The sequence below is a fragment of the Parasphingorhabdus sp. genome (assembly GCF_036964675.1).
Lineage (GTDB): Bacteria > Pseudomonadota > Alphaproteobacteria > Sphingomonadales > Sphingomonadaceae > Parasphingorhabdus.
This window is the reverse complement of the sequence record NZ_JBALTF010000033.1, coordinates 15,627-29,051: the sequence shown is the minus strand read 5'-3', so window position 1 is coordinate 29,051 and position 13,425 is coordinate 15,627. Positions and strand designations below refer to the sequence as shown.

The 13,425-nt window shown below is 55.2% G+C and carries 13 protein-coding genes and 1 tRNA gene; 10 read left to right on the top strand and 4 right to left on the bottom strand.

Features of this window, described 5'->3' with window-relative positions; translation table 11 throughout:
- Nucleotides 1-366: 366 nt before the first annotated feature.
- Nucleotides 367-456: transfer RNA gene (locus V7665_RS07665), tRNA-Ser, on the bottom strand.
- Nucleotides 457-665: 209 nt separating this feature from the next.
- On the opposite strand from V7665_RS07665, the gene V7665_RS07660 reads away from it, so the two are divergent.
- From V7665_RS07660 to mazG, 10 genes are read left to right on the top strand one after another with little or no spacing between them, the layout of a single operon-like run.
- Nucleotides 666-1,697 carry a lytic murein transglycosylase gene (locus tag V7665_RS07660; RefSeq protein ID WP_442955193.1) on the top strand — a complete coding sequence of 344 codons (1,032 nt, stop codon included), beginning with the start codon at nt 666-668 and terminating at the stop codon, nt 1,695-1,697.
- A complete protein-coding gene (locus tag V7665_RS07655; RefSeq protein ID WP_335663946.1) occupies nt 1,681-2,706 on the top strand; it encodes a septal ring lytic transglycosylase RlpA family protein in 1,026 nt (341 codons plus the stop codon). Before V7665_RS07660 ends, V7665_RS07655 begins: the two co-directional genes overlap by 17 nt.
- 40 nt (nt 2,707-2,746) lie before the next feature.
- Nucleotides 2,747-3,889, top strand: coding sequence for a D-alanyl-D-alanine carboxypeptidase family protein (locus tag V7665_RS07650; protein ID WP_335663945.1), 1,143 nt, complete (start codon nt 2,747-2,749; stop codon nt 3,887-3,889).
- Nucleotides 3,886-4,515 (top strand): dTMP kinase, encoded by a 630-nt coding sequence (gene tmk, locus V7665_RS07645; RefSeq protein WP_335663944.1) that lies wholly within the window; start codon nt 3,886-3,888, stop codon nt 4,513-4,515. The genes V7665_RS07650 and tmk overlap by 4 nt, the downstream gene beginning before the upstream one ends.
- Nucleotides 4,512-5,528: a DNA polymerase III subunit delta' gene (locus V7665_RS07640; RefSeq protein ID WP_335663943.1), complete on the top strand. Its 1,017-nt coding sequence runs from the start codon at nt 4,512-4,514 to the stop codon at nt 5,526-5,528. The genes tmk and V7665_RS07640 overlap by 4 nt, the downstream gene beginning before the upstream one ends.
- Before the next feature lie 48 nt (nt 5,529-5,576).
- Nucleotides 5,577-7,130: a methionine--tRNA ligase gene (metG, locus tag V7665_RS07635; protein WP_335663942.1), complete on the top strand. Its 1,554-nt coding sequence runs from the start codon at nt 5,577-5,579 to the stop codon at nt 7,128-7,130.
- A 1-nt stretch (nt 7,131) separates the two neighbouring features.
- Complete coding sequence (locus V7665_RS07630) at nt 7,132-7,908, top strand: TatD family hydrolase (RefSeq protein ID WP_335663941.1); 777 nt, start codon at nt 7,132-7,134, stop codon at nt 7,906-7,908.
- A gap of 2 nt (nt 7,909-7,910) precedes the next feature.
- On the top strand, nt 7,911-8,681 hold the full coding sequence (locus V7665_RS07625; RefSeq protein ID WP_335663940.1) for an MBL fold metallo-hydrolase: 771 nt from the start codon (nt 7,911-7,913) through the stop codon (nt 8,679-8,681).
- A gap of 3 nt (nt 8,682-8,684) precedes the next feature.
- Nucleotides 8,685-9,305: a retropepsin-like aspartic protease family protein gene (locus tag V7665_RS07620; RefSeq protein ID WP_335663939.1), complete on the top strand. Its 621-nt coding sequence runs from the start codon at nt 8,685-8,687 to the stop codon at nt 9,303-9,305.
- A gap of 60 nt (nt 9,306-9,365) precedes the next feature.
- Nucleotides 9,366-10,109: a nucleoside triphosphate pyrophosphohydrolase gene (gene mazG, locus V7665_RS07615; RefSeq protein WP_335663938.1), complete on the top strand. Its 744-nt coding sequence runs from the start codon at nt 9,366-9,368 to the stop codon at nt 10,107-10,109.
- A gap of 4 nt (nt 10,110-10,113) precedes the next feature.
- Here the strand turns inward: mazG and hflX are convergent, their stop codons facing one another.
- The 3 genes from hflX to ntrX all read right to left on the bottom strand — a co-directional run bounded on the left by hflX (nt 10,114) and on the right by ntrX (nt 13,418).
- Complete coding sequence (hflX, locus tag V7665_RS07610) at nt 10,114-11,412, bottom strand: GTPase HflX (protein ID WP_335663937.1); 1,299 nt, start codon at nt 11,410-11,412, stop codon at nt 10,114-10,116.
- Nucleotides 11,409-11,903 (bottom strand): RNA chaperone Hfq, encoded by a 495-nt coding sequence (gene hfq, locus V7665_RS07605; RefSeq protein WP_335663936.1) that lies wholly within the window; start codon nt 11,901-11,903, stop codon nt 11,409-11,411. The genes hflX and hfq overlap by 4 nt, the downstream gene beginning before the upstream one ends.
- A gap of 132 nt (nt 11,904-12,035) precedes the next feature.
- Nucleotides 12,036-13,418: a nitrogen assimilation response regulator NtrX gene (gene ntrX, locus V7665_RS07600; RefSeq protein WP_335663935.1), complete on the bottom strand. Its 1,383-nt coding sequence runs from the start codon at nt 13,416-13,418 to the stop codon at nt 12,036-12,038.
- Nucleotides 13,419-13,425 lie beyond the last annotated feature (7 nt).

Below are 13,425 nucleotides of genomic sequence, written 5' to 3'. Positions count from 1 at the left end.
GTCGAGGTGCTATCGGCAAGAAAATGCGGTCCCAAAAATAAGAGATTTGATTTTAAGGGGGCCAGGGAAGCAGGGTATTCGGACCGGGAAATAATCGCTTATCTTACAAAAGAAGGATGCGCTGAATCGATGGCCACAGAACAGTGAAGCGCCAAACCCCACCCTCGAACGCGCAGAATAGTATATAGGGGGATTGGGTCCCATTTCTGAGAAATAGGGGGGTGCCACCCCGGTGGGGGTCTAGCAGGCTAGGATTTCGAGGGGAGTTCTTCGCTTTTCGATTGGCTGAAGCGCAATCCGTAAGGTGGGTACAAAGGTGGGTAGATTACCCTTTTTTCCACTAACCCATTGATTTAAAAAGAGTAGTGGCGGACAGGGTGGGATTCGAACCCACGGAGAGCTTGCACCCTCGGCGGTTTTCAAGACCGCTGCATTCGACCACTCTGCCACCTGTCCGCATAGCCCTTAGGGCCGGGTCGAACGCGTCCTAGCGTTCCCGATTTGAAAGCGCAAAACATTTTGTAAACGGTTGAAATGTGCGAGCAAGATTTCGGCCAATTGCGGCTTTTGGGCCGAGTGGTTGCTTCTCTGGGTTATTTAGGGATTCCCCTCCGACTCGCTTTGTGCGACAACGGCGTGACGAAAGGGAAGTATTCATGCGTATCATGACCGCTATCGCCTGCAGCGCTCTTGCTCTTGTCAGCATTAGCGCAGCAACGCCGATGCAAGATGCCAAAGCTCAAGACAATTCCAGTTTTGAATCCTATCTCCAGCAAGTGCGCCAGAAAGCCTTGCAGGAGGGTGTGCGTGCGCAGACCCTGGACCAGGTGCTGCCCGGCCTGACCTATAATCCGAGGGTTATCGAACTGGACCAGTCCCAGCCAGGTGGCAGTACCAACAGCGCGATTCCGCCCTTTGCTCCCTATCAGCGGCGCCATATCACAACCGAGAGGGTTGCAAATGGCAAGGCAGCTTATCGCCGCCTGATAGCCAAGCTGATTGATGTCGAACGCGAAACCGGCGTGCCCGGTCCGATCATCATGGCGATTTACGGCAAGGAAACCAATTATGGTTCCTACATGGGCGACTTCGATATTCCCCGGTCACTGGCAACCCTGGCTTATGAAGGCAGGCGCCGCACGCTTTTTGAACCTGAATTGCTCGCCGTACTGAAGCTGATCGACAAGGGTGTTCCGCAATCGGCGCTGAAGGGAAGCTGGGCAGGGGCCATGGGCATGCCGCAATTTCTTCCCTCGGTTTATTTGCGGCTGGCAAAAGATGGCAGCGGTGACGGATATGCAGATATCTGGGATAACGAATATGACGCGGTTGCTTCGATCGCCAATTATTTTGTCAATTCGGGATGGCGCCGGGGAGAGCCCTGGGGCATCGCCGTCAATGTCCCTTCGTCGCTCAATCGCTCGGCTATAGAAAGCAAGATTGTGCCGACACGTTGTCCGCGCGTATTCGGTCGCCATAGCCAATGGAAAAGCATGGCGGAATGGCGCGCTCTCGGGGTTGCACCGGCGACCGGAAAGAGTCTCGACGACAATACGATGGCAACCTTGCTCGAACCCGATGGAGCTGGCAGCACGGCCTATCTGTTGACCGGAAATTATCGCGTCATTCTGGATTATAATTGTTCGAATTTTTACGGGCTAGCAGTGGGGTTATTAGCGGATGAAATACGCAGTTAAACTTGGAATATTGTCGGCCGCAACCCTGGCATTGGCCGGGTGTAGCGGGTCGCGCGATTTTGGTCAGTTTCCGGGCGGATCGCCCGCTCCCACCGGCCCAGGCCAGTCAGCAGGGTCGGCGGCGGTTTCCGACTATCCGCAAAAAATTGGCGATCCCTATAAGGTGGGTGGCAACACCTATACGCCCGAGGATGTGCAAAGCTACGACGAAGTGGGCTATGCCAGCTGGTATGGTGAAGAGTTGTCTGGCAATCAGACTGCCAATGGTGAAGCGTTCAATCCGCAGGGCATCTCTGCTGCGCACAAGACGCTGCCGCTGCCTTCCTATGTCGAGGTTACTGCTCTGGATACCGGGCGCACGATTTTGGTTCGGGTCAATGATCGCGGACCTTTTGCCAACGATCGGCTGATCGACCTGTCGCATGGAGCCGCAAAGCAGCTGGGTATTGATCAAGATGGCGTCTCCGGTGTCCGCGTCCGCAAAGTCAATCCGAATGAACAGGAGCGTGCGGTACTTCGTCTGGGCGCTCCCGCAACTGAACGCATTGCGACCCCGGATTCGCTGCTTTCGATATTGCGGAATAATCTGGCCAAGCTTCCCAAGCCAGCTGCGCCAATCCGGCAGGCTGCTGCGCCAGCCTATTTGCCGCCAGCGTCGGGTTCAACCGCCCGCCCCGCAGCTGTGGCGCCGCCAAAGGCCGGAACGCGCGATGGTCGCTTCATTGTGGAAGGCGGCGGGCGTCCTGTTGCGGCTGAAAACAGCGCCGGAGACAATTATGTTGGTGATTTGGCCGGATCCTATGCCGTACAGGTCGCGGCGTTCAGCGATAAAACGCGGGCGGATGTGCTGGCCAGAAAAATCGGAGCAAAAGTGGTTTCCGACGGCACGCGTTCGATTTGGCGTGTGCGCTACGGGCCTTATGCCAGTGAACAGGAAGCGCAAGCAGGGCTGGCACAGGCGCAGCAGCGCGGCTATAGCGGAGCCCGAATCTTGCGCGCGGACAAATAACTTTTTTGCCGTTAATTATTGATCGGGAATCTTGGCCTAAATGAAAAAATATCTTCTGGCTTCACTGCCCTTCATCGCCTTATCATCCGTCGTTGTCGCGGCACCCATCTTTGAGACCGATGCTCCCATCGCCTATATAACGGACTTGTCCTCGGGCGCGGTGTTGTTCGAGAAAAATGCGGACAAGCAAATTCCACCGGCTTCGATGGCGAAAATGATGACCGTTTATGTCGCGTTTGACCTGATCGAAAAAGGCAAACTCAAGCTGGACGACAAGTTTCGCGTCAACGAGGAAACCTGGAAAAAGTGGAATAATCAGGGATCGACGATGTTTCTGGGCGTCGGCGATCAGGTCAGTGTGCGCGAATTGCTGCATGGCATCGTGACCCTGTCCGGCAACGACGCCTGTGTTGTTCTTGCCGAAGGCATTGCCGGCACCGAACCGGCCTTTGTCGGCTTGATGAACAAGCGGGCGAAAGAGCTCGGCATGTCCAAAAGCCGGTTTGGTAACAGCAATGGCTGGCCGGATGAAGGCGTGACCATGGTTACGGCCAGAGACTTGGCTAAACTGGGATCGGCAACGGTCAATAATTTCCCTAAATTATATAATGCTTTTTATGGCCAGGATGCATTTGAGTGGAATGGCATCACCCAATCCAATCGCAATCCCCTGATGGGTAAAGTGGCTGGGGCGGACGGACTGAAGACCGGCCACACGGAAGAAGCAGGCTATGGTTTTACCGGCTCGGCTGAACAGAAAGGGCGGCGGCTGGTATCGGTTCTTGCCGGTCTTGATAGCTATGGCGGTCGTATCGAAGAATCGGTCAAATTCATGAACTGGGGATTCAACGCCTGGGAGCCGAAGAAGCTGTTCGACAAAGGCGCTAAAATCCAGAATGCAGAAGTCCAGCTGGGTGACAGTTCAACCGTATCTCTTGTCGCAGCCAAGGATCTCTTTGCCACCATTCCGAAAGCTTCTGACGGTAAAATATCGATGAAAGTGACATATAACGGCCCGATCAAGGCGCCAATTGTCAAAGGTCAGCCAATAGCAACATTGGTCGTTACCACCGCAGATGCCGGTCAACAGTCCGTAGCTCTGGTTGCAGGCGAAGACATAGGCGAAGCCGGATTCTTCGATCGTGTCTGGGCCGGATTGAAATCTTTGCTCGGATTGGCGTGACCGAGGGCCGTTTCATCACCCTGGAAGGCGGGGAGGGAACGGGCAAGTCCACCCAGGCCAGAGCGCTCGCGGACGCTCTGGAGAAAAAAGGCCTCAGAGTAACCCTGACGCGGGAACCGGGTGGTACGCCCGGCGCGGAAATCATCCGCGAATTGCTGCTGAGCGGCGCGGAGGAAAAATGGAATATTCGTACGGAAGCGCTGCTGTTCGCTGCGGCACGCGCCGAACATTGCAGCAAATTGATCGGCCCCGCACTGACGCGTGGAGAATGGGTAATCTGCGATCGTTTCATCGACAGCAGCCGGGCTTATCAAAGCGTCAACGGGCCGCTTGGCGACGCTGAAATCATGGATTTGCACCGCGTCGGCAGCAAAAATCTGATGCCGGACCGAACCTTCATTCTGGATCTGCCGGAAGCGGTTGCTTCGAAAAGAGCGGAATCGAGAGATCGCGGCGACAGTGACCGGATTGGGGGCAGGGACAGCGACTATCATCAGGCCGTCATGGCCAATTTTCGACAGTTTGCAGCCGATGAACCAGACCGGATCCGCTTGGTTGACGCCGCGCAAGCCGCCGAAGCCATCACCGAAAATCTGATGCAAAGTCTAGGCGATCTGATGCCATGACGTCATATCTCGGCCATGACAAACCCCGGCAGATATTCTACCAGTCGCTTGCCAAGGACATGCTCCATCACGCCTGGATTCTGGCGGGTGACAAGGGCTTGGGCAAAGCGGCCTTTGCGCAGCAAGCCGCTCATTTTCTGCTCAATTCCCGCAATCAGCCGACAAGTTTTTCTGAAATTCAGGACGACGAAGCCGGGCATCTTCTCGCCGCAGGCTCACATCCGGATTTTCGATTGCTCCGTCGCGGCCCGAAAGGCGACAAGGAGGAGAAGAAGGCGCGGGACCAAGGTCTCGATGCGCTGGAGGAACATGAACTGGCGCGCAATATCAAGGTCGACCAGATACGTGCCCTGCAGCCGCTGTTTCAGAATCAGGCCTCCATTTCTGAATATCGGGTGGTGGTCATTGATGCGGCCGATGATCTTGAAGGCTCCGGCGCCAATGCCATCTTGAAAAACCTTGAGGAACCGCCAAAAAATACCATTTTCTTCCTGATTAGTCATATGCCTGACCGGCTGTTGCCGACGATCCGGTCGCGGTGCCAAATGCTGCGCTTCGACCCGTTGAGCGCTGATGAGATGCGTATTGTCCTGAAAAGCGCCGCACCAAAATTGGGAGAGGCCGATCTCGAAACGCTGGTTCTTGCCGGTGAAGGCTCACCGGGACGCGCCTTGCAATATGCCGAAGTGGGACTTGCCGAGCTCGAGGGCATAGCGCGCGCAATCATCAAATCGGGTGACAGGGACAATAGTTTGAAAAGCGAATTGGCACGCAAGCTGGCATTGAAGGCAGCGACGCCACGATATCGCGCTTTTCTGGAACGGGCTCCCAGTCTGATTGCGGAGCAGATCAAGAGTGCCCAGCTATCCTGCTCGCTGCAAGCCATCGAAAAATGGCGTGAAGCCAGTGATCTGGCCAATATGGCGCTGCCAAAGGCGCTGGATAATCAGGCGGTAATATTCCGCCTCGGCAGCCTTATGGGGGAACTCTCTCAGGGCAATCAAAAAGAATAGAGATTTTGGCTGTTTACAAGCGCCGCCAATCCATCAAGAGAGACGGCTATGTCTGAACCCTTTTATATTACCACCGCAATCAGCTATCCCAATGGTCGTCCGCACATTGGCCATGCCTATGAAGCGATCGCTGCAGATGCCATTGCACGATTTTACCGGCTGAGCGGCCGCGATGTACGGCTGATCACCGGAACCGACGAACATGGGCTGAAAATGGTCCAGACCGCGCGTGAGGCGGGCAAGACGACCATTGAGCTTGCTGATGAAATGTCCTCATATTTTAAAGACATGTGCCAACTATTGAATATTAGGCATGATGGTTTTCGGCGCACCAGCGAAGCGGCTCATCACGAGGCGAGCAAGGCCTTGTGGAAAGCGATGGAAGCCAATGGCGATCTCTATCTCGACCGCTATGAAGGCTGGTATTCGGTGCGCGACGAAGCCTTTTATGCGGAAGATGAACTGGAAACAGGCGAGGGCGATGAGAAGCTTTCGCCTCAAGGCACACCGGTCGAATGGACCGCAGAAGAAACATGGTTCTTCAAACTGTCGGAATATCAGGATAAATTGCTGAAGCTTTACGAAGACCATCCGGAATTCATCGAGCCCGAAAGCCGCCGCAACGAAGTCATGCGTTTTGTTGAGGGCGGCCTGCGGGATCTCAGCGTTTCGCGGACCAGTTTTGACTGGGGCGTTCCCGTACCGGGATCACCGGGCCATGTGATGTATGTCTGGGTTGATGCGTTGACGACCTATATGACCGGCGTTGGCTATCCGGACACTCAGGGCATGTTCGCCAAATATTGGCCGGCGGATCTTCACCTGATCGGCAAGGATATCGTGCGCTTTCATGCGGTCTACTGGCCCGCCTTTCTGATGAGCGCCGGACTGCCGCTGCCCAAGCAGGTCTTCGGGCACGGTTTTCTGCTCAACCGCGGCGAAAAAATGTCCAAGTCGGTCGGCAATGTGGTCGATCCGATGGCATTGGCGGAGCGCTTTGGTGTCGATCAATTGCGCTACTTCCTGCTCGCTGACGTTGTTTTTGGCAAGGATGGAACCTATTCCGCAGATGCCATTGTCACCAAGACCAATGCCGATCTTGCCAATAATTTTGGCAATCTGGCGCAGCGCAGTCTGTCGATGATTGCCAAAAATTGCGAAGGCAAAGTGCCGCCCCCGGGGGAGCCAACCGAGGCCGAGAAGCAGTTGCTAAGCCAGTTGGACACTTGTTTTTCTGATGTGAAAGCAGCGGTCACCGGCGGCCTGTTCAAGATCGATCAGGCGCTCGATATCATTCGCGAGCGGCTGAGCGCGACCAACACATATTTCGCCGATCAGGCGCCATGGGCATTGCGCAAGACCGATCCTGCTCGGGCGGATAGCGTGCTCTACCATACGGCAGAAGCGATCCGGCAGCTGGCCATCATGCTGCGCTGGGTGATGCCGGAAAGCTGCGACAGGATGCTGGATCTGCTTGCCCAATCGCCGGATGCCCGCGATTTTGAACATCTTGTGACACCGATAGAAGCGGGGCTTGAGCTGCCGGCGCCGATAGGGATTTTTCCGCGTCTTGAACTGCTGACAGAAGAAGCAGGGTCCTGATATGCTAGTCGATAGCCATTGTCATTTGAACTACAAGGGTCTGGTCGAGGAGCAGGGGGCGGTTCTGGATCGGGCCCGGCAAAGCGGTGTCACCGCGATGCTCAATATTTCCACCCGTGAAAGCGAATGGCGTGACATTGTCGCGACGGCCGAACGGGAACCAGACGTCTGGGCCAGTATCGGGATTCACCCGCACGAAGCCGATGCCCATCCTGATGTCGATCTCGGCAAACTGGTTGAAGAGGCGGCCCATCCGCGGGTTGTCGCGATTGGTGAGACCGGGCTGGACTATTATTATGATCACAGCGACCGGGAACGCCAGAGACAGAGTTTTCGCACCCATATTCATGCAGCGCGCGAAACCGGCCTGCCAATCATTGTCCACACCCGCGATGCCGAAGCTGATACGGCCGAAATCATGGCCGAGGAAATGGAGCAGGGCGCCTATACCGCTGTGATCCACTGTTTCACCGCCAGCGAAGATTTTGCACAAAAGGCCTTGGCTCTGGGTCTCTATATTTCAATCTCCGGTATCGTGACTTTCAAAAATGCCAAGGATTTACAGGAAACGGCAGCCAAATTGCCGGCAGACCGGCTTCTGGTCGAAACCGATGCACCTTTCCTGGCTCCAGTTCCGCATCGCGGAAAAACCGGGGAACCGGCATTTGTTGCTGATACCGCCCGCTATCTCGCCGGGTTGCGCGGCGAAGAATATGACCAGCTTTGCGAAACAACCAGTCGGAATTTCTATCAGCTTTTCTCCAAGGCGCGACCCTGAATTTGGCTTTGAAACTCACCATATTGGGATGCGGAACTTCGGCGGGCGTTCCCCGTATCGGCAATGACTGGGGTGATTGTGATCCAAGCGAGCCAAAAAACCGCAGAAGCCGTGTCTCGATCCTGGTAGAAAGCCCGACTACCCGGATATTGGTTGATACATCGCCCGACTTGCGAAACCAGTTTCTCGACAATGAAATCGACAGGATCGATGCGGTAATCTGGACCCATGATCATGCCGATCATTGCCACGGCATTGATGATCTCCGGTCAGTATTCCAGCAAACCCGCAAACCGATACCGGGCTATGCCCGGCCCTTTGCGCTTGGCAGCCTGAAACAGCGTTTTGCCTATGCCTTTGAGGGTCACAAATATTATCCATCGATATGTGATGATATTGCGCTCGAGAGCGATGTTGAAATTGGTGATATTCTGGTCCGCTTTGTCGATCAGCCACATGGCGGCATAACATCGGCAGGGTTACGCTTCGAACATCAGGGAAAATCCATCGTTTACGCAACCGATTTTGGTGAAGTTACAGCAGAAATGCGGGCCTTGTATCGAAATTGCGACCTGTTTGTCGTCGATGCGTTGCGCGATGAGCCGCATCCCACCCACGCGCATCTCGACATGACATTGGCCCTGATAGGCGATGTGCAACCGGGATTGAGCCTGTTGACACATATGGACAAATCGATGGACTATAACCATCTTGTAACCATATTGTCGGACGATGTCAGGCCCGGCTATGATGGCTATGTGAAAGAAATCTGAGCGTTGACCGAAGATCAAAATATCAATCTCGTGTTCGCAATTGGCGCGCTGGTGCTGGTTGCCAGCGCCTTGTTTTCCCGGCGGATCGGCTTTGGCGAGATCGTCCGCAACATATTGGCATGGGTCGCGATATTTGCGGTCTTCATCGTCGGCTTCTCCTATCAGCGCGAAATATTGGCGGTATGGAGCCAGGTGTCTGGTGAAATGACCGGAGCGAACGAACAGCTTGTCGTTGGCGACACGTTAAGAATCCGGCAATCGGCTGATGGTCATTTCTGGGTCGATGCAAAGGTTAACGCGTTGCCGGTGCGGTTTCTGATCGACAGCGGCGCGACCACCACGGCGATGACAATGCGAACCGCCCAGAATGCCGGCATTGATATCAGTAAAAGTCCGATACCGGTCATTCTGACCACAGCCAACGGATCGGTAGAGGCACAGCGTGGAACTATTCAGTCGCTGCAGATTGGTCCGATGGTGGCGCAGGATCTGCCGGTCGTGGTTGCGGAAGAATTTGGCGATTCCAATGTGATTGGGATGAATTTTTTGTCAAAGTTGGGAAGTTGGCGCGTAGAAGGGCCGGAAATGGTGTTGGAACCGCCGACCAGAGCCCCGGCTGGATGATGATTAATTTAACATAATATATATTATCAACCTTATTGATGGGTTAGAACGGATGCAATATTGATCGATCCCCTGCTTGAAATCATGCGGCGTTTGCGCGATCCGGACAATGGTTGCGATTGGGACAAGGTGCAGACCTTCAAGACCATCGCGCCCTATACCATCGAGGAAGCCTATGAAGTTGCCGATGCCATCGATCGCGAAGATATGTTGGCACTGAAGGACGAGCTTGGCGATCTCCTGCTCCAGGTTGTCTTTCACAGCCAAATTGCAGCCGATAGCGGCACATTTGATTTTAAGGATGTCGTCCTATCCATCTGTGACAAAATGACCCGGCGTCATCCGCATATCTTTGGCGAGGCTGATGCGAGCCCGGGATGGGAGCAGATCAAGGCCGGTGAACGCGAGCGATCCGGCCAGTCGAGCGCACTGGATGGGGTCGCGCTGGCCCTGCCCGCTTTGCTGCGGGCGCAGAAAATCCAGAAACGGGCCGCCCGTGTCGGATTTGACTGGCCCGACAAGGCGCCGGTGAAGGACAAGCTACTCGAAGAACTGGACGAAGTTGCCGCCGCCACCAGCGAGGCAGAAATACACGAGGAAATCGGCGATTTGCTCTTTTCTGCGGTCAATCTGGCCCGTCATTACAAGGTCGATGCCGAACGCGCCCTGGCCGACGCTACAGATAAATTCACCAGAAGATTCAACCAGATAGAATCCAGTCTTACCAAAGACATGCAGGACATGTCGATCGACGAACTGGAAGTGGAATGGCAAAAGGCCAAGGCAAGTCTGGCCGCTCGCTGATCATTTAATGAAGCGCGTGATAGCGGCCCCAGTTTCTCGGTGACATTTCCACTGCGACGATCAGATTGTCTGACTCCTGCTCGCTGCTCAGCACCCGACCATTTTCGTGCAACCAGGCCATACGCTTGCCATCAGACGCCGCGATCGTCACCTGTTCGGTCTTATAGCCTTCCGACAATGTTTTTGCCATCAGGCTGACCAGCGCGTCAACGCCGGCTCCGGTCTCGGCCGAGATGGCGCAAACATTTTCGGGCAAGGGCGACGAGATCCGCGCATATTGCGGGTCATCGACGGAAATCTTGTCGATCTTGTTCCAGGCTTCGATCACCGGAGGCCCCTCGCCCGCTTCCTCGGATACGCCAAGGTCGGCCAATATTTGTCTGACATCCCGGGCTTGTGCGTCGCTTGCTTCATGCGAAATATCACGCACATGCACGACGATATCGGCCGCGCTCACTTCTTCGAGCGTGGCCCGGAAAGCCGCGACCAATTGCGTCGGCAGGTCGGACACAAATCCAACCGTGTCCGACAAGATCGCCTTGTCATATCCCGGTAGCGTAAATTCCCGCATCGTCGGGTCGAGGGTTGCAAAGAGCAAATCCTCGGCAAATACGTCGGCGCCGGATAGCCGGTTGAACAGGGTCGATTTTCCGGCATTTGTATAGCCGACAAGAGCGATCACCGGCCAGGGCGCGCGCTGGCGTCGCTCGCGGTGCAGAGCGCGTGTCTTGCGCAAATGGGCGAGATCCTTGCGCAGCTTGCTCATGCGGTCGCGAATCATGCGCCGATCCGACTCGATCTGGGTTTCTCCCGGTCCGCCAAGAAAGCCGAATCCGCCGCGCTGCCGTTCGAGATGGGTCCAGCTGCGCACCAGGCGGCCTGCCTGATAATCGAGATGGGCGAGTTCGACCTGCAAACGGCCTTCCGCAGTGACCGCCCGGGCGCCAAATATTTCCAGGATAAGGCCGGTTCGATCGATGACCTTGACGTCGAGTTTTTCTTCCAGATTTCGCTGCTGGATTGCACTCAGACTGCCATCCACGATCAATATCGTGGCCTCATTTTCCGTCATCATCACACGAATCTGGTCTACCTGGCCTGATCCAAACAAGGTAGCGGGCTTGGGTTTGCGAACCGAAAAATAATGGGAAGCCGTCGCGACCAATCCGATGGCCAAAGCGAGGCCAACGGCTTCATCCAGGCGATGCTCGAGCGCAGTCTGGCTCAGGGACACCATGTCAGGATGCACGACCAGCGCCCGACGGCTCTTGCTGTCGAGGCTTTCCTTCTCAAATGGTATCAATGCGCACCATCATCGGCATTGTTATAATCTGCCAGATTCAATGCTCCACCCGGTTGCACGGTGGATATGGCGTGCTTGTAAACGAGTTGCGACAGGCCTTCCCGCTCGAGCAGTATGCAAAACAGATCATAGGCAGAAACTTCGCCCTGCAACATCACGCCATTGACCAGAAACATCGTCACCGGATCATTGCTGTCGCGAACCGCCGAGAGGAATACCTCTTGCAGCACCCCTGCCCTGATCTTGGCATTTTCCATCAGATCGGCAAAAGGCTGCGTGTCGAGCGCCTCCGATGGCATGATGGTGGAAATGGCATGTTTGTACACCAGCTGGGATTGTCCATCGCGGCGAAGCAATACGGAAAAATTGTCGAACCAGGTTACGATGCCCTGGAGTTTGACACCCTTTACCAGGAACATCGTCACGGGGATTTTTGATTTCCGGAGGGAGTTGAGGAATAAATCCTGTAAATTGTTTGATTTATCGGTCATATTTGACTCCTATTATTGGCCATCTTTACAATGGCATATTATGATTTCTTCGACGGCATCATGCCTTCGTGGGGACCTTCGTTTTCCATATATGGGATTCGCGTGTTCACGACAACCGCTTAACCGTTACGCTCACTCGACCTCCGGTTTCTTTCGCGAGGCCAGGCCCAATATCTTCAATTTTCGGTGCAGGGCGGATCGCTCCATGCCGATGAAATTCGCGGTTTTGGAAATATTTCCGGAAAAGCGCCTGATCTGCACTTTCAGATATTCCCGTTCGAAACTCTCCCGCGCCTCACGCAACGGCGATCCCATCAGGGATGCAACGCCCTGGTCGAGATCGTCGTCATTGCCCAACACCTCCGGCGGCAACATCTCCACCTCGATTTTGGTAAAATTGTCCTTGGGCGCCAAAATGATCGTGCGCTCGACGACATTTCGCAACTGCCGGACGTTGCCTGGCCAGTCGCAAGCCTGGAGTGCGGCCATTGCTTCATCAGAGATTTCGGGCGGCTGCAAGCGTTGTTCAGCAGCAAATCGCGCAGCATAATGGTCGACCAGAACCGGGATATCCTCGCGCCGCTGGTTCAGTGGCGGCAGGATTACCGGCACAACATTGAGGCGATAGAACAGATCTTCCCTGAACCTTTTTTCGCGGATCTCCACTTCCAGATCTCGCGAGGTTGCCGAAACCACCCGGACATCGACATTCACTTTCTGGGAACCGCCAAGCCGGTTGAAACTCTGCTCGGTCAAGACCCGCAATATCTTGCCCTGGGTGTCGAGCGGCATGTCCGCGACTTCATCGATGAACAATGTTCCGCCATGAGCCTCTTCCATCAGGCCGGTTTTTTCGATCTTTCCGTTCCGTTCGGTACCAAAAAGCTCCTCTTCAACACTTTCCGGGGAAAGCCTGGCCGCGCTTATGGTCACAAAGGCGGCATTGGAACGCGAGCTCCAATTGTGCATCAATCGGGCGGCAACTTCCTTGCCCACTCCCGCCGGACCAGAGATCAGCAGGCGGCTGCCGGTGCCGGCGACACGCTTCAATGTCGCACGTACACTGTTCAACGCGGCCGAATTGCCGGTCAGCTCATCGGCGAAACCCACTCTTGCCTTGAGAATTTCGTTTTCCCGGCGAAGCCGCTCGGTCTCGGTCGCTCTGGATACCAGATGCAGCAGATGTTCAGCTTCAAAGGGCTTCTCGATGAAATCGACAGCGCCTTGCGATATGGCAGCGACCGCAGTGTCGATATTGCCGTGGCCAGAGATCACTATGATCGGCATTTTTGCATCGAGCTGCTTCAATTCGGTCAGCAGTTCCAGACCGTCCAGGCGCGAGCCTCTCAACCAGACATCGAGCAGAACCAGCGAAGGCCGCCGCTCGTTGACAGCGGCAAGGGCCGCGTCACTGTTGGCGGCCACCCGGGTGGTGTAGCCCTCGTCTTCCAGAACGCCGGATATCAGATCACGAATATCGGGTTCGTCGTCGACAACCAGAATATCTAACGCCATGTTGAAC